Genomic DNA, 14892 nt, shown 5'->3' with positions numbered 1-14892 from the left:
ACTGCCCTACAACTTCAATAGTTCCGCGATGTTATAGAGGCCCGCTGGGCATCCGGGCCGGGCTAATGCCTGCCCGGCAGGATGCTTTCATGTCCAAAACACACCAACCCACGTTGCCGATTCCCTCCCTTCGCTCCCACTTTCAGCCGCCCAAGGGGGAATGGCCGAGCATGTTCACGTCGCAAAGGTTCAAAGGGTGGCTCCGGGTGCTGGCCCCGCTGGTGCTCTCCCTGGGCGGGTTGGCCACGCTTCGCCTGCTAGGTCCAGATGCGCTGGATCAGCAGGAGTTGCGGCGGTGGATCGCCCCGCTGGGCAAGGCCGCCCCCTGGGTGTACGTGCTGGCACTGGGGCTGCGGCCCCTCATCCTGCTGCCCGGGCACGTGTTCGCCGCCGTGGGGGGCATGCTCTTCGGCACCCTGGCAGGCACAGCGTACGCTCTGCTTGGCAGCTTCCTGGGGGCGGCGGTGCTCTTCTTTCCGGCCCGGAAGCTGGGCCAGCGCCCGCTGCGCCGCCTGGCGGGCCCCCGCTATGGGGCGCTCGTCCGGGTTGCACGAAAGCACGATTTCCAATTCGCGTTTCTCTCCACCCTCAACCCCCTGCTGCCCACGGATCCGATGCTGATCGCTGCGGCGGCCTCGGGGGCGCGCTTCTGGCCCTCGGTGGCAGGGATGTTGCTGGGCACCCTGCCGGGCACGTTCCTCATGGTTCAGTTCGGCAGTGGACTGGCCCAGGGCCGCACGTGGATGACGGTGGTGTCCGCGGTGGGGCTCGTGGGCTCGCTCGTCCTGGGGGGGCTGCTGGGCCGCCGCATCTACCGGGAGCTCTCCGAGGCGCCTCCGGAGCCCCCGGAGCCCATGGCGCCCGCGCCAGGGCCTCCTGGGCGCGCCGAGGGGCCTCCCCTGCCCGTCAGTTGATCTTCGCCAGCCGGTTCCGGTCGTTGAGGAAGTCCTCCACGCCCTGGGCGATCGACTTGGCCAGGGTGTCCTGGTACTCGGCGGTGCCCAGGCGCTTCTCGTCGTCGGGGTGGGACAGGAAGGCCGTCTCGACGAGGATGGCCGGCATCTTCGCGCCCAGGAGCACGTAGAAGAGGGCCTCCTTGGTGCCGAGGTCCCTCGTGCCCGGGAAGTCCTTGGCCAGGTGGCTCACGAGGTTCTTCTGCACCTGGGTGGCCAGGCGCGTGGACTCGCCCGTGTTGGCCTTGGTGGCCAGGTCCGCGAGGATGAACTGCAGGTCGCTGATGCCCTTCTCCGTGGAGGCATTCTCCCGGGCGGCCAGCCGGATGGAGTAGCGGTCCGAGGAGAGGTTCAACGTGTAGGTCTCCACGCCGCGCAGCTTGCGGTTGGTGGCGGAGTTGCAGTGGATGGAGATGAACAGGTCGCCCCGCGCCTCGTTGGCGAAGGCCGCCCGGTCCTCCAGCTTGAGGTAGCGGTCGTCCTCGCGCGTGAGGATCACCTCCAGGCCGCGCCCGCGCAGCTCGGCGGCGAGCTTCTGGGAGATGGCGAGCGTGATGTCCTTCTCGCGCGTGTTCCCCCGGCCGATGGCGCCCGTGTCATGGCCCCCGTGCCCCGCGTCGATGACGACCCGGCGCACCTTGAGGCCCAGCTGCTCCACGAGCGTCAGCTGCGCCTGGCGCGACATCTTCGCCGCCGTCTTGAGGCGGCTCTCGGCCACGTGCTGATCCACCGGGGCGGTGACGGGCGCGGGCAGGGCCTCGGCCTCGGGCTTCGGCTGCGCCACGGCGATTGCGGGCGAAGGAAGAACGAGCGCGGGGGGCGGCTCCGCGGCAGGCGGGGGCGGCGGCGCGACGGCGGCGGTGGCCGAGGCCTCGGACAGCTTCACCGCGACGACCACGGGGGCGGGCTCCGGCGAGGGCTTGGCGGGCGTGGCCTCGCGGCTTGCCTTGGAGAGGGCCTCCGCCAGGGAAGGCGCGGCGGGCTCGTGCCGGGCAGGAGTCGCCTCGGCCACGGCGGGGGCAGAGGGCTTGCGCGCGGGCGGCGCCTTGGCCGCGGGCAGCGAGGCGAGCAGCTCCTTGATTTCACGGCTCCGGTCGCCCTTGGAGGTGACGGCGAGGCTCTCCGTCAGCACGCGGCGGGCGGCCTCGGGCTGGTCCTGGCGATCCAGGTAGATGCGCGCCAGCAGGAACGCCGCGTCATCGGCGAGCCGGTGCCGGGGGTGGGCCTCCAGCAGCTTGGAGTAGTCGGTGACGGCCGCGTGCTGATCCTCGGCGAGGAAGGAGATGCGGCTGAGCTCGTTCATCAGCTCGCCCGCGGTGAAGAGGGCGTCCGGCGCGCGCGTGCTCTTCGGGTGCTCGCTGGCCACGGCCTCGAAGCGGCGGGCCACGCTGAGCCAGTGGTGACGCAGCTTGCGCCGGGCGGCATCCCCCTTCAGGGCGTAATAGGCCGTGCGTGCCTCTTGATAGGCCTCTTCGGCCGCGTCCCGCTTGGCCGCGGCGGCGACGCTCGACAGCAGCAGGAGGCAGAGAACGAGCCGGGTGCGCATAAGGCCTCCGAAGACACAGGCAATAACCGCTACAGACGTGTGTCATGGGCCCACCTCACCCGCAACTTTTCGGCCCCCCTGCCCCGGCTGCCGGATCAGCGAATCCACCCCAGCGTCCGGGCCAGATCCTCGTCAATCACGCGAACCCAGCGGGGCTGCCGGGGCACCACCGCGGCCAGCACCTTCTCGCCGTTGCGCACGGGCGCACGGCCCGGGCGGGCCCGGGCCTGGACGGTGTGTTTCACGTCCTGCCGCCAGTACGTGGCCGGGAAGACGACTTCCTTCCGGGTCTCCGGAAGCGGCCCCTCCGGGGTGAGCCACACCAGGGCGCCCAGCCGCAGGGGCTCCACCTCCGCGCGCAGGGTGCGGCGCAGCTCCCAGACGAACAGGGCCAGGGCGCCCAGCGCGCCCACCCCCAGGGCCCAGGGCAGCAGGTTCACCGCCCCGGCCCGAGACCGGGCAAACCCCGCCTCCCGGGGGCGGTCTGGCTGCGCGGGGTCCACGAGCAGCGTCACCTCCGCCCCATGCCCCAGCCCCTCGGCATACGCGGCGGTGGTGCGCACCTCACCCGCCGAGTACTGCTTGCCCTGGTGGCTGTAGAGCACCTCCAGGGTGGCCTCGGCATTCTCCCGCTCCGCCTTGGGCGGCAACCGCACACCCGCGATCAGGCCACGCACCGGCTGGGCCCGGCCGAGGAAGGCGCGCTCCTGGAGGAAGAAGCGTCCCACGAGGGAGGCCCCTACGCCGAGCACCGCCATGAGCCCCACCCCCAGGGCCACGGTTCGCAGCAGCCGCCCGAGGGCGCCCGGCACCTGGGAGAACCGGACGGGACGGGGCGCGTGGGGAATGGCGAACTGCACGGTGGGAGGGCTCCTTGCGGCCCTACTTTAGCTCCTTCTGCAGCCGGGCCAGGAGATTGAGCGCCTCCAGGGGCGTGGTGATGTCCAGGGCGGTGTCGCGCAGCGCCTCCAGCACCTTCAGGTGGGCGGCGGGAACCGCCGGGGCCACCGGGGCGGGGCCCGCGAAGAGCCCCAGCTGGCCCGCCGGGGTCTTCGCGCCCCGGCGCACCGCCACGCGGGGCCGTCCCGCTTCGTCCAGCTCGCCGGACTCCAGGTTCTGGAGGATGTCCCTCGCGCGGCCCACCACCTCCTGGGGAAGCCCCGCGAGCCTCGCCACCTCGATGCCGTAGGAGCGGTTGGCCCCACCCGGCACCAGCTTGCGCAGGAAGAGTACCTTGCCGCCCTGCTCCTTCACGGCGACGCACAGGTTCTTCACCCGGGGCTTCTCGCGCGCCAGGTCCACCAGCTCGTGGTAGTGCGTGGCGAACAGCGTCCGGGCGCCGATCTTGTCGTGCAGGTGCTCGGCCACCGCCCAGGCGATGGAGAGCCCATCGAACGTGGAGGTGCCCCGGCCAATCTCATCCAGGATGACGAGGCTGCGGCGCGTGGCGTGGTGGAGGATGTGGCTCGTCTCCGTCATCTCCACCATGAAGGTGGACTGGCCGCGCGCCAGGTTGTCGGCCGCGCCCACGCGCGTGAAGATCCGGTCGCACAGGCCGATGTGCGCCGCCCGCGCCGGGACGAAGCAGCCCGCCTGGGCCATCAGCACCGTGAGCGCCACCTGCCGCATCACCGTGCTCTTGCCGGCCATGTTGGGGCCGGTGATGACGAGCAGCTGCGCGTCGCTGGGGTCCAGCCGGACGTCGTTGGGGACGAACGCATCGCCCGCGGCCAGCACCCGCTCCACCACCGGGTGGCGCCCGCCGGTGAGCGAGAACAGCTCCGAGTCATCCACCACCGGCCGCGTGTAGCCATACTCCGCCGAGCACCGCGCGAAGGACAGCAGCGCATCACACGTGGCCACCGCCTCCGCCGCCGAGCGGATGCGGGGGGCCGCGGCCACCACCTGGGCCCGCAGCTCCTCGAACAGGCGCAGCTCCAGCGCGCACCGCCGCTCCTCCGCGGTGAGCACCTTCTCCTCGAACTCCTTGAGCTCGGGGGTGATGAAGCGCTCGGCGCCCACGGTGGTCTGCTTGCGGATGTAGTCCTTGGGGACGAGCTCCAGGTTGCTGCGCGTCACCTCCAAGTAGTAGCCGAAGACCTTGTTGTAGCGGACCTTCAGCGAGGCGATGCCCGTGCGCTTGCGCTCGCGGGCTTCGATCTCCAGCAGCTTGTCCTTGCCCGAGGTGGACAGGGCGACGATCTCATCCAGCTCCGCGTGGAAGCCCTGGCGGATGAGGCCACCCTCCTTGATGACCAGGGGCGGCTCGTCCACGACGGCGCGCAGCAGCAGCTCCGCCAGCTCGGGCAAGGCCCCCAGCGGCCCGGCGAGCGACTGGAGCAGCGGGGCCGTACACCGGGACAGCGCGCTGGAGAGCTTGGGGAGCAGCGCCAGCGACACGCCCAGGGCGCGCAAGTCCCGCGCGTTGCCCGCGCCCAGCGAGAGCCGGCCGCACAGCCGCTCCAGGTCGGCTACCTCCTTGAGCAGCGTGGTCAGCTCCTCGCGCCACACGCTGCGCTGGGACAGCTCCTCCACGGCATCCAGCCGGGCGTGAATCTCCGGCAGGGCGCACAGGGGGGCGGCCAGCCAGCGGGCCAGCTTCCGGGCGCCCATGCAGGTGGCGGTCCGGTCGAGCACGCCCAGGAGGCTCCCCTTCCGGGCCCCATCGCGCAGCGTCTTGAGCACCTCCAGGTTGGAGCGGGAGGACTCGTCCATGAGCATGTGCCCAGCGCGCTCCATGCGGCTGAGCCGGTCCACGTGCGCCGCGGACGTCTTCTGGGTGTCCTTGAGGTAGCGCAGGGCCGCGCCCGCGGCGCCCGTGGCCAGCGGCGCATCGGCCAGGCCAAAGGCCTCCAGTGAGGCCACCGCGAAGTGCGCGCGCAGGTAGGCCGTGGCCCGGGCAGGCTCGAAGGCGGCCTTGTCCATCCCCGCGACGGCGGGCGCGTGGGCCAGCCGCGCGGCGAGGAAGCCCACCTCGGCCGCGCCGGTGAGCCCCTCGGGCACCAGCAGCTCCCGGGGCTCCACGCGGGACAGGGCCTCCACCAGCTCCTGCGCGCTGGGGGCCTCCACGGTGAAGAACTCGCCGGTGGAGGCCTCGAGCAGCGCGGCCCCGAAGCCCCGCTCGCCCCAGTGCACGGCGGCCAGGAAGTTGCTGGCGCGGGGCTCCAGCACTTCGTCATCCAGCACCATGCCGGGGGTGATGATGCGCGTCACCTCGCGCCGGACGATGCCGGGCCCATTGCCCGGTGCCTCCATCTGGTCGCAGATGGCCACCTTGAGGCCCTGCTCGATGAGCCGGCCGATGTAGCGCCGCGCCGAGTGGTAGGGCACCCCACACATGGGGATGCGGTCCCCGCTCTTGGAGCGCGCGGTGAGGGTGATCTGCAAGAGCTCCGAGGCCTTCACGGCGTCCTCGAAGAACAGCTCGTAGAAGTCCCCCAGGCGGAAGAAGAGCAAGGCGTCCGGATTGAGCGCCTTGGTCTCCAGGTACTGCCGCATCATCGGGGTCAGGGAGGCAAGCTCCCGAGCCCCGGCCGGCTCGCTCCCGCCCTCCATACCCGCTGGGTTGGCCGTGGCCACGGCCTCTGACTCCACATCCTTGACGGTCTTCGCCTGCGTCACGCCCATTGTCTCCCTTGTCTCACGCCCACCCTGCCGGATCAACGTTCCGGCGTCCTACCCCTCACGTCACCCGGATCTTCCTCTAACAGTCCCTGGAGAAATCCGCCTTGCTTGGAGCCGAAACCAATTCACGTCCGGCCCCCGGCAGGGCAACCTGCCGCCCGCCATGGATCCCCGTCCCCCGCCCCCCGTCCCCGCCCTCTTCAAGGCCGCGCTCGCCCCCCTCCAGGCCTTCTTCCGGCTGGAGGCCAGCAGCGGGATTCTGCTGGCCCTGTGCGCCGGGGTGGCCATGGTGTGGGCCAACTCCCCGTGGGCCCCGCTCTACACGGCCCTGTTCGAGGCGCCCCTGGCCCTGGAGATAGCCGGGTTTCGGGGGGCCTTCACCTTTCAGGAGTTCGTCAACGACGGGTTGATGACGCTCTTCTTCTTCCTGGTGGGGATGGAGATCAAGCGCGAGCTGGCGGCGGGCGAGCTGCGCACCCCGGCCCGGGCGCTGCTGCCCCTGGTGGCGGCGCTGGGCGGCATGGTGGTACCGGCCGCCCTGTACCTGGCCTTCAACGCGGGGACACCGGCCGCCGGGGGCTGGGCGATTCCCATGGCCACGGACATCGCGTTCTCCATCGGGTGCCTGACGCTGCTTAAAGGCCGGGTGTCCCACCCGCTGGTGGTGTTCCTCACGGCGCTGGCCATCTTCGATGACATCGGCGGCATCCTCGTCATCGCCTTCTTCTACGGCACGGGCATTCACGCCGAGTGGCTGCTGGCTGCGGGCGGGGTGGCCCTGCTGCTGGGCGGGTGCAACCGCTTCTATGTGCGCAATGGCCTGGTCTACGCGGTGCTGGGCGCGGCGCTCTGGTACACGATGCACCACGGCGGGGTGCACGCCACCCTGTCGGGCGTGGTGCTGGGCTTGTTCATCCCGGCGCGCCCCACCCGTCCGGGCCGGGAGGTGCTCCGGCAGCTGGCCACCTACGTGGCCAAGTGCGTGGACGAGCCCGAGGACGAGGCGGTCCGCAGCGCCCAGCTCCTGGCCATCGAGGAGCAGTTGGAGGACATCGAGCCGCCGCTCAACCGCTTCGTCCACCTGTGGCACGGTTACATCGGCTACGCCATCATCCCGCTGTTCGCGCTGGCCAACTCGGGCATCTCGCTCGCGGGCATGTCGCTGGCGGACCTGGGCAGGCCGCTGCCGCTGGGCATCATCCTGGGGCTGTTCGTGGGCAAGCAGCTGGGCATCTTCCTGTTCACCTGGGTGGCGGTGAAGGCGAAGCTGTCCCCAATGCCGGGAGGGGCGCCGCTGTCGCAGCTCCACGGCGTGGCGGTGGTCGCCGGCATCGGCTTCACGGTGGCGCTCTTCGTGGCGAACCTGGCGTTCGTGGGGAAGGAAGAGCTGCTGACGGAGGCCAAGCTGGGCATTCTCCTGGGCTCGCTGCTGTCCGCGGTGGTGGGCTACCTGCTCCTGCGCTTCGGCCCCCGGGGAGCGGCCACCCCAGCAACCAGCTAATCGCCGAGGTTTTCCAACTGCCCTTGGGCGATGTTCCGGTAGTGCGGCACGACTTCCACGGCGAGCACGTCTCGAAGCTGCTGACGTGCCCCCTCGAGGTCCCGCCTATCCCGTAGCTTGTACATCTGATTCAGCGCACGGGAGAGCCGACGAGAGCCCTCGGTGATGCGGCGCCGCATTTCCTGGAGGAGCGCGGTGGCCTGCTCTGGGCTCGCCAGGGCAGCTTCTGCTTCTGCCTCGCTGATCGCCACCGTGGGGGCGGTCCGTTGAAGGAGGCCGCGCACCTCAGTCGTGAGGACGAGTGGCTCCCCCTGCTGGACCCGGTTGTCCAGCATCCGGATGGGATACCAATCGTCCTCCAGGTTCTTCTCCATCGGCCTCACTTCTCCTTCTTGCCAAGCGGCCAGCACATTCCGAAGGGCCAGTCTTGCTGACCCTCGCAGCGCCTGAGGCAGTCGTAACAAGGGCCCTGCCAGTCGGTTTCATTCTGGCAGGCCACATAGTTCCGGATGCACTCCTGCTTCCACTCTGGCAAGTGGGCGTTGTTGGCGAAGTCATCCTCCTGCTCACGGGTGGCGTCTGCTGAGGCGGCCTCTTCCATCTTCGCCGCTTGATGGAGCGCCTTGGCGCCGGTGAGCGCCTCTGCGATGTCCTGGGCCGATGCCCCACAGCTTGCAGCGGGAGTGAGGGGGTTTTTCTGGATGCAGCAGCTCATCGTGTTCCAACAGGCAGTGGTTTGGGCCACGTAGGTTGGAGAACTCGAAGCCGGGGTACGGCGTGCGGTGGAAGGCGCCTTCGTTGAACATCCTCCCGCTAAAATCCCGAGGAGAAGCAACGGCCAGGGAACGATGGGGACACTCGCGGAGTTCATGCTCGCAGGAGCATAGGCTGGGCAAGACGCATGTAGGACGGTAGGAGCACTCCTGATGGAGTGTACAGACCGGTCCTCTCCAGCGGTTTGAACACCCTGGAATTCGCTGGATTGCGGGCGTGGCCCGGCCGTGGGAAGGTCTGCGGCGCGTGATTCTCCAGGATCTCAACCGAGTGCGTCAGATCGCGGTCATCGCCGCCCGGCACGGCTTTGGCGAGCTTACCGATCGTGCGGGCCTGTGGCGCATGCTGGGGCGCAAGGAGAAGGTGGAAGTCTCCCCGGAAGCCCAGCGGGCCTCCACGGCGAGGCGCTTCCGGATGCTGCTGAACGACTTGGGGCCCACCTTCGTCAAGCTGGGGCAGATCCTCTCCACCCGTGGAGACCTGCTCCCGGCCGAGGTCATCGAGGAGCTGGCGATGCTCCAGGATCAGGTGGATCCCATCCCGCTGGAGCAGGTGCACGCGCAGATCCGCGAGTCGCTGGGCCGCGAGGTGGGCGAGCTGTTCGCGAAGATTGAACCGGTGCCCCTGGCGGCCGCGTCGATCGCCCAGGTGCACCGGGCGGTGACGCTGTCGGGCGAAGAGGTGGCGGTGAAGGTGCAGCGGCCGGGGATCGCCGAGCGGATCGACTCGGATTTGACCGTGCTGCGCTCGCTGGCGCGGCTGCTGGAGGCGGTGGTGGAGGAGACGGGCGTGTACACGCCCACGGGCATCGTCGACGAGTTCGACCGGGCCATCCACGAGGAGCTGGACTTCATCAACGAGGCCTCGAACATCCGGGCCTTCCTGGCCAACCACACCGAGCGGCCGTACCTGAAGATTCCCCGGGTCTACGAGGAGCTGTCCAGCCGCCGGGTGCTGACGCTGGAGTTCATCTCCGGGGTGAAGATCAGCCATGCACAGCTGGCGAAGGAGGACCGGGAGACGCTGGCCCGGCACCTGCTGGATGGGAGCTTCCGCCAGCTCTTCGAGGACGGCCTGTTTCACGGAGACCCCCACCCGGGAAATCTCCTGGTGCTGGAAGGCAACCGGCTGGCGCTGCTGGACTTCGGGGTGGTGGGACGGCTCACCAAGCCGATGCAGGAGACGCTGGTGATGCTGTGCCTGGCGGTGGCGCTGAAGGACAGCGACTCGGTGGCGCGGCTGCTCTACCGAGTGGGCGTGGCGGACGCGCGGGCGAACCTGGCGGGGTTCCGCAACGACATCGAGGCCATCCTGGGACAGCACCTGCCCACGACGCTGGGCGAGGTGGACGCGCAGACACTGCTCCGGGACCTGCTGGATCTGGCGGTGAAGTACCGGATCCGGATTCCCAAGGAGTACGCCCTGTTGAGCCGGGCCTCCATCTCGATGGAGGGGATGCTCCGGAGCCTCTACCCGGAGATGAACATCCTGGAGGTCGCCCTTCCCTACGCGAAGGAGCTGCTGGCGGGCCGGTATGACCCGAGCCAGCTCCAGGGTGGGCTGATGCGCACGCTCCTGCGCTTCCAGTCGCTGGCGACGGACCTGCCCACGCAGCTGTCCCAGATCCTGCTGGACCTGGAGTCGGGCAAGTTCAGCGTGACGGTGAGGGCCGAGCAGTTCGACCGGCTGAACGAGAACCTGCGCAGCTCGGCCATCATCGCGTTCGTGGGGTTGTGCGCGTGTGGCTTCATCGTGGGCACGTTCATCGCGTTCGCACAGAAGCCATGGATGTATGGAAACACGCCGGTGCTGGGCATCATCGGCGTGGCCATGTCGGCGGCATTCTTCAGCGCGGTGTTCACCTGGTACCTGTTCGGAGGCCGGATCCGGAAGGTGAGCGTGAGCCGCTGGCTCAAGAAGCGCCGGTAGCTGATCCTGCGGGCGGGCCCAGCCGAAGGGGATCGCGGACGTACTCCTCGATGGGAATGAGCTGGATGTTCGTGAGCGAGGCGTGCGCCACGAACGTGGCGAACCGGCCAGAAACAAGGTTCTTGCCTGGCATGCCACGGGCACGGAAGACGTCCTCTCCCTGCCAGGTTCCTGCTTCCAGTACGAAGCCATGAACGGACTGCAAACCCGCGGAGCGGCACTCTGCGCACCTCACAGGCTCGTTGTAGCGTAAACGGCTGTGTGCCACATCCACGGCGGCCTGGCTGAAGCAGGGAGTTGCAACGTGATACCGGGGGACAGCCCCCTGCTTGGAGCCCTTGCGCTTCCCGCGAACGCGGACCACGTCGACAGGCTCAAAGCCCACGAGCCCGGTAAATTCTTGTTTGAGATAGGCCTCTGTCATGCGCTCAGAAAGCAGCAAGCTGTTTCCGGGGCCGCTCATGAAGTCGCCGAAGTCCTTGCCATGCAGTTCCAGTTCCACGCGGAACGGCGGCAGCCACGTCTTCATGGCCAGCACTTCGTGGCAGTGAGTACACCTGGGGGCATCCCCGTACTGAACAGGCTCGGCGGCGTAGGCTTGCATGTCATGGGGGCCCAGGGTGGCCTCGTCGAGGACGAAGAACCGTGTCCCCTCCTGTTCTTCAGAAGCCATGGGGGAACCTCTTGAGCAGTTCTGGTCGGTTGTAAATCGCTCGCAGAAATTTTTCGAACTGCTCTGGCGTGGCCTTTGGATTTTCATTCAGCCAGTCAATGACTTCCTTGTCTACTCTTCGATGCCAGTCCTGATAGCCACAGTGTGATTCATCGTCCTTGGCCTTGGCGATAAACCGGGAATCACGTGGTTTATACACCCCGTCAAGGGTGGCATGGCCTTTGAGCCTTTTCGCGATGGGCCGTGAAATGACGTGGTGTTTTTGGCCTTTGCAGTCAGGAGGCTCTGGCGCGGGTTCACTCTCCTCGGCGACAGCGTCAGAAGCTTCCCTCGCGTCTTCGGCAAGCTTGAGTGATGCCAAGTCCCGGGCAATCTCGGCTGCCTTCTGAGGGTTGGCCTGTTTCAGGGCCTCACACGCACTGGCCCTCCCCTGCTTGCAGAAGGAGACCAAGGTCGTCTCTCCTGGAACAGCCGGAACTTGGGTCAACAAGAGGAAGAGCAGCGGGAACACGCCTCTTGACCCTACCACCAAAAACCTCTTCCCGTTCTCTGCGAAGATGAGACAATGCGTCTTCCCTTCTTTTCCAGGAAGAGGTCACACATGCGCTTCGTTGCGATCGTTGGTCTTCTGGGTGTGCTGAGCGGCTGTGGTCCCGCCACTGAGGCCGAGGCTCCGGCCAGCTCCGAGCAGGTCGAGCAGATGGCTCCGCCCGAGAGCTGGTGCAACAGCTACAAGACCCAGCGGTACTGCCCCACCTACGCGGGCTGTTACTGGGACAGCTCCCGTCCGGACGGCACCTGGTGCACGTCCAAGGCGGTGGAGATGTAGTCCCCCTCCCGGGCCCTTGGGCCCGGTGACGCTTCCTGCCCGCTCGGCCTCCATGGCGAGCGGGCTTCTTTTTTTCTCACGGGGCGCGAGACGTTCTGTTCTGGATGTTCCGTGCGGGGGACGGGCTCGAAACCGCCAATGATGAACGTGTCAATGGAGAGCGTCTTGCATCCCTTCCATCCCCTCTCCGATAGTCGAAAACCATGCTTCAGCCATGCTTCCAACGGGGGGGGCTGCCGGAGCGCATGAGTGAGAGGCGAATGCTTGCAAGCTCCCCATCCGGACTCTTCGATCGTTCTCCCGAGCCCGAGTACGAGGACATCGTCCGGTTCGCCGCCGAGTCTTGCGAGGTCCCCATCGCCTTCATCCGCGTCGCGGACCTGGAGCGCCCCTGGCTCAAGGCCAGCGTGGGCCTCGAGACGCTGGCGGATCCCGTGCGCTTCGTGGGCTTCTCCCCGCCGCAGGGCTCCGGGGAGCCCTGCCTCATCGAGGATGCCCGCGAGGACACCCGCACCCAGAACCATCCGCTCGTCCGGGGCGAGTCTTCCCTGCGCTTCTACGCGTCCTTGCCCCTGATGACCCCGGACGGGTGCCAGGTGGGCGCGCTGTGCCTCATCGACCACGTTCCCCGCAAGCTGAGCCCCCAGCAGCTCCGGCTGCTGGAGCACCTGCGGCGCCAGGTGGAGACGCAGCTGCGCCTGCGCGAGCAGCTCCAGGAGGCCGAGGCCCGCGCCTCCCAGATGGAGGAGGCGCAGGCGCGCCTGTACGCCCTCAACGAGAACCTCCAGACCGAGATGCGGCAGCGCCAGCACATCCAGCGCGAGCTGCTCTCCCACTGGGAGCTGCTGACCCAGGTGCTCGCGCACATCCCCTTCGCCGTCTTCTGGAAGGATGGGGACGGCAAGTACCGGGGCTGCAATGACGCGTTCGCGCAGTGCTTCCGGATTTCGTCGCCCCAGGAACTCCTGGGCCGCACGGACCTCGAGATGGGCGTGCTCCCGGAGCTGGCCGCCGCCTACCGGCGGGATGATCTCGTGGTGATGGAGAGCGGCCGGGCCCGCGTGGGCATCGAGGAGCCCTTCCAGCGGCTCCACGGCGAGGAGCGCTGGCTGCTCACCAGCAAGGTCCCCTTGAGGGCTCCGGACGGCGCGGTCCACAGCATCCTGGGCATCTTCGCGGACATCACCGAGCGCCGGCGCCAGGAGTCCGCGCTCCAGCAGGCCCTCTGGCAAGTCAAGCAGTACGCCGCGTTGCTGGAGACGCAGGTGGTGGCCGCCACCGAGCGCGTCCGGAGGCTCATGGAGGCCTCCCGGGACGCCGTCTTCGTGCTCGACGAGCGCGGGTGCGTGCTGGAGCTCAACCCGGTGGCGGAGCGGCTCCTGGGGCGCACCGCCGCCCAGCTCCTGGGGGTGCCCTTCGACACGCTGGCCCCCGAGCCCGAGCGCCCCTCGCTGCGCGATTCCCTGGCGGAGCTGCTCGTCCGGGGCACCCTGCGCCTGGAGGAACAAGGACTGCTTTCGGCCCAGGGCGAGCGCCTGTCCGTGCAGCTCATCGGCTCGCTCCAGGAGGCCGGCGAGGCCCGGCGCCAGCTCGTCGTCGCGCAGGATCTCACCGAGAAGCGGCGCCTGGAGCAGCAGAGTATCCAGAACGACCGGCTGGCGGCCATGGGGGTGCTGACGGCGGGCATCGCCCATGAAATCAACAACCCCATCTCCTACATGCTCGCCAACCTGGATCTGCTGCGGCAGTGGGAGGATGAGCTGGAGCAGCACCTGCCCGCGCTGGTGGGGCTCCCGCAGGATTTGCTGGAGCGGATGGCCGAGGCCCGCTCGGTCATCGCCGACTGCATCGAGGGCAGCCTGCGCATCGGAGACATTGTCCGCGGCATGCGGCTGCTGTCTCACACGGGCCAGGGCGATGAGCTGAACCCCGTGGACATCCACCGGAGCCTGGATGCCGTGCTGCACATCGCCCAGGGCGAGCTGAAGCACACGGCGCGGCTGAAGCAGGACTACGCCCGCAACCTGCCCATGGTGCTCGGCAGCGAGGGGCGGCTCGGGCAGGTGTTCCTCAACCTCATCATCAACGCCGTGCACGCCATGCGGCCGGGCTCCCCGGAGGAGCACGTGCTGTGCGTCCGCTCGCGGCTGGAGGGCCGGCAGGTGCGCATCGACATCTCCGACACGGGCCACGGCATTCCCCCGGAGGTGCTGCCGCGCATCTTCGATCCGTTCTTCACCACCAAGCCGGCGGGAATCGGCACCGGGCTGGGACTGTCCATCAGCCACGCCATCATCCAGAAGATGGGGGGGTCCATGCGGGTGGAGAGCCAGGTGGGCCGGGGCACCACCTTCTCGCTGCTGTTGCCGGCCCTCTGAGGCCGGGTGCAATGGGCGTGGGGGCGCCGCGTAGGCAGAAGGTCCTCTCTTCTCGCGGAGCCTCGTTCATGCGCCCCATGTCCCTTGCCCCCCTGGCCCTCTCAGCGCTGATGGCCTTCCCCGCCTTCGCGGAGGATACCGAAGCGCCCAAGGGCCCCAGCCCTCGCGTGGTGTGCGCCATCCAATCCAAGGAGGGCTCCCGCGCCGTTCAGGGCACGGACCTGGTGCTGGAGGCCGGGGAGAAGGCGAAGGACGCGGTGGCCGTCGAGGGGAACATCATCATCCGCAAGGGCGCGGAGGTGGAGGACGTGGTGGCCATCCAGGGCAAGGTCACCATCGAGGCGGGCGCGGTGGTGACGGGGAAGGTCGTCTCCATCGGCGGAGGCATCCGCCTGCGGAAGAAGGCGCACGTGCAGGGAGATCTCATCGCGCTCGGGGGGACGCTCCAGATGGACGAGGGCGCCACGCTCGGCGGGGAGAAGGTGAACTTCAACATGGCCTTCAACGGCAAGGATCTCATCCAGAGCTTCGTCCAGGGCGCCCTCGACGAGGACTCGGGCTGCCAGCTGTCCTTCGATGACGAGGATGAGGACGAGAACGAGGACAGCCAGAACTAGGCTTCCAGGCGAGGAAGGCCTCGAGCCCTCGGGGGGCGTGCGGCTGGCTTGCCCGTGCTGAACCCGCG

At 68.6% G+C, this 14892-nt stretch carries 13 protein-coding genes; 6 read left to right on the top strand and 7 right to left on the bottom strand.

Annotated elements, in window-relative coordinates:
* Positions 1-170: 170 nt before the first annotated feature.
* Positions 171-914, top strand: coding sequence for a TVP38/TMEM64 family protein (locus KY661_RS17170; protein WP_225411223.1), 744 nt, complete (start codon positions 171-173; stop codon positions 912-914).
* On the opposite strand, the gene KY661_RS17165 is transcribed toward KY661_RS17170, so the two are convergent.
* The 3 genes from KY661_RS17165 to mutS form a co-directional block, all read right to left on the bottom strand.
* On the bottom strand, positions 907-2499 hold the full coding sequence (locus KY661_RS17165; protein WP_225411222.1) for an N-acetylmuramoyl-L-alanine amidase: 1593 nt from the start codon (positions 2497-2499) through the stop codon (positions 907-909). The genes KY661_RS17170 and KY661_RS17165 overlap by 8 nt on opposite strands.
* 95 nt (positions 2500-2594) lie before the next feature.
* A complete protein-coding gene (locus KY661_RS17160) occupies positions 2595-3359 on the bottom strand; it encodes a DUF3592 domain-containing protein (RefSeq protein ID WP_225411221.1) in 765 nt (254 codons plus the stop codon).
* A gap of 22 nt (positions 3360-3381) precedes the next feature.
* Positions 3382-6126, bottom strand: a complete 2745-nt coding sequence (gene mutS / locus KY661_RS17155; RefSeq protein WP_225411220.1) for a DNA mismatch repair protein MutS — start codon at positions 6124-6126, stop codon at positions 3382-3384.
* A 160-nt stretch (positions 6127-6286) separates the two neighbouring features.
* Here mutS and nhaA point away from each other — a divergent pair, with 160 nt between their 5' ends.
* Positions 6287-7624 carry a Na+/H+ antiporter NhaA gene (gene nhaA / locus KY661_RS17150; protein ID WP_225411219.1) on the top strand — a complete coding sequence of 446 codons (1338 nt, stop codon included), beginning with the start codon at positions 6287-6289 and terminating at the stop codon, positions 7622-7624.
* Here the strand turns inward: nhaA and KY661_RS17145 are convergent.
* Positions 7621-7998: a DUSAM domain-containing protein gene (locus KY661_RS17145; protein WP_225411218.1), complete on the bottom strand. Its 378-nt coding sequence runs from the start codon at positions 7996-7998 to the stop codon at positions 7621-7623. The two genes, nhaA and KY661_RS17145, sit on opposite strands and share 4 nt — an antisense overlap.
* A gap of 5 nt (positions 7999-8003) precedes the next feature.
* Positions 8004-8339 (bottom strand): hypothetical protein, encoded by a 336-nt coding sequence (locus tag KY661_RS17140; protein WP_225411217.1) that lies wholly within the window; start codon positions 8337-8339, stop codon positions 8004-8006.
* Between the two features lie 305 nt (positions 8340-8644).
* Between KY661_RS17140 and KY661_RS17135 the strand changes: the two genes are divergently transcribed.
* Positions 8645-10327: an ABC1 kinase family protein gene (locus KY661_RS17135; protein WP_225411332.1), complete on the top strand. Its 1683-nt coding sequence runs from the start codon at positions 8645-8647 to the stop codon at positions 10325-10327.
* On the opposite strand, the gene KY661_RS17130 is transcribed toward KY661_RS17135, so the two are convergent.
* Together KY661_RS17130 and KY661_RS17125 are read right to left on the bottom strand one after the other, a co-directional pair.
* A complete protein-coding gene (locus KY661_RS17130; protein WP_225411216.1) occupies positions 10311-11000 on the bottom strand; it encodes a hypothetical protein in 690 nt (229 codons plus the stop codon). The two genes, KY661_RS17135 and KY661_RS17130, sit on opposite strands and share 17 nt — an antisense overlap.
* On the bottom strand, positions 10990-11511 hold the full coding sequence (locus KY661_RS17125) for a Wall-associated protein precursor (protein WP_225411215.1): 522 nt from the start codon (positions 11509-11511) through the stop codon (positions 10990-10992). The genes KY661_RS17130 and KY661_RS17125 overlap by 11 nt, the downstream gene beginning before the upstream one ends.
* A 90-nt stretch (positions 11512-11601) precedes the next feature.
* On the opposite strand from KY661_RS17125, the gene KY661_RS17120 reads away from it, so the two are divergent.
* The 3 genes from KY661_RS17120 to KY661_RS17110 all read left to right on the top strand — a co-directional run bounded on the left by KY661_RS17120 (position 11602) and on the right by KY661_RS17110 (position 14824).
* Positions 11602-11829, top strand: a complete 228-nt coding sequence (locus KY661_RS17120; protein WP_225411214.1) for a hypothetical protein — start codon at positions 11602-11604, stop codon at positions 11827-11829.
* Between the two features lie 260 nt (positions 11830-12089).
* Positions 12090-14207: a PAS domain-containing protein gene (locus KY661_RS17115; RefSeq protein WP_225411213.1), complete on the top strand. Its 2118-nt coding sequence runs from the start codon at positions 12090-12092 to the stop codon at positions 14205-14207.
* Between the two features lie 68 nt (positions 14208-14275).
* Entirely contained in the window at positions 14276-14824 is a 549-nt protein-coding gene (locus KY661_RS17110; RefSeq protein ID WP_225411212.1) for a bactofilin family protein, read from the top strand.
* Positions 14825-14892: the final 68 nt, after the last annotated feature.

Origin of the sequence: Allostigmatella hybrida, from assembly GCF_020103775.1 — a bacterium.
GTDB classification, from domain to species: domain Bacteria; phylum Myxococcota; class Myxococcia; order Myxococcales; family Myxococcaceae; genus Hyalangium; species Hyalangium aurantiaca.
The sequence above is the reverse complement of the archived record's forward strand: the minus strand, read 5'-3'. Positions and strand labels throughout refer to the sequence as shown.

What these genes read in the sequence shown, in the direction of transcription:
- mutS (WP_225411220.1), bottom strand. Translation starts at nt 6,126, where the DNA reads ATGGGCGTGACGCAGGCGAAGACCGTCAAGGATGTGGAGTCAGAGGCC.
- KY661_RS17145 (WP_225411218.1), bottom strand. Translation starts at nt 7,998, where the DNA reads ATGGAGAAGAACCTGGAGGACGATTGGTATCCCATCCGGATGCTGGAC.
- KY661_RS17130 (WP_225411216.1), bottom strand. Translation starts at nt 11,000, where the DNA reads ATGGCTTCTGAAGAACAGGAGGGGACACGGTTCTTCGTCCTCGACGAG.
- KY661_RS17165 (WP_225411222.1), bottom strand. Translation starts at nt 2,499, where the DNA reads ATGCGCACCCGGCTCGTTCTCTGCCTCCTGCTGCTGTCGAGCGTCGCC.
- nhaA (WP_225411219.1), top strand. Translation starts at nt 6,287, where the DNA reads ATGGATCCCCGTCCCCCGCCCCCCGTCCCCGCCCTCTTCAAGGCCGCG.
- KY661_RS17170 (WP_225411223.1), top strand. Translation starts at nt 171, where the DNA reads ATGTTCACGTCGCAAAGGTTCAAAGGGTGGCTCCGGGTGCTGGCCCCG.
- KY661_RS17120 (WP_225411214.1), top strand. Translation starts at nt 11,602, where the DNA reads ATGCGCTTCGTTGCGATCGTTGGTCTTCTGGGTGTGCTGAGCGGCTGT.
- KY661_RS17140 (WP_225411217.1), bottom strand. Translation starts at nt 8,339, where the DNA reads ATGAGCTGCTGCATCCAGAAAAACCCCCTCACTCCCGCTGCAAGCTGT.
- KY661_RS17115 (WP_225411213.1), top strand. Translation starts at nt 12,090, where the DNA reads ATGCTTGCAAGCTCCCCATCCGGACTCTTCGATCGTTCTCCCGAGCCC.
- KY661_RS17110 (WP_225411212.1), top strand. Translation starts at nt 14,276, where the DNA reads ATGCGCCCCATGTCCCTTGCCCCCCTGGCCCTCTCAGCGCTGATGGCC.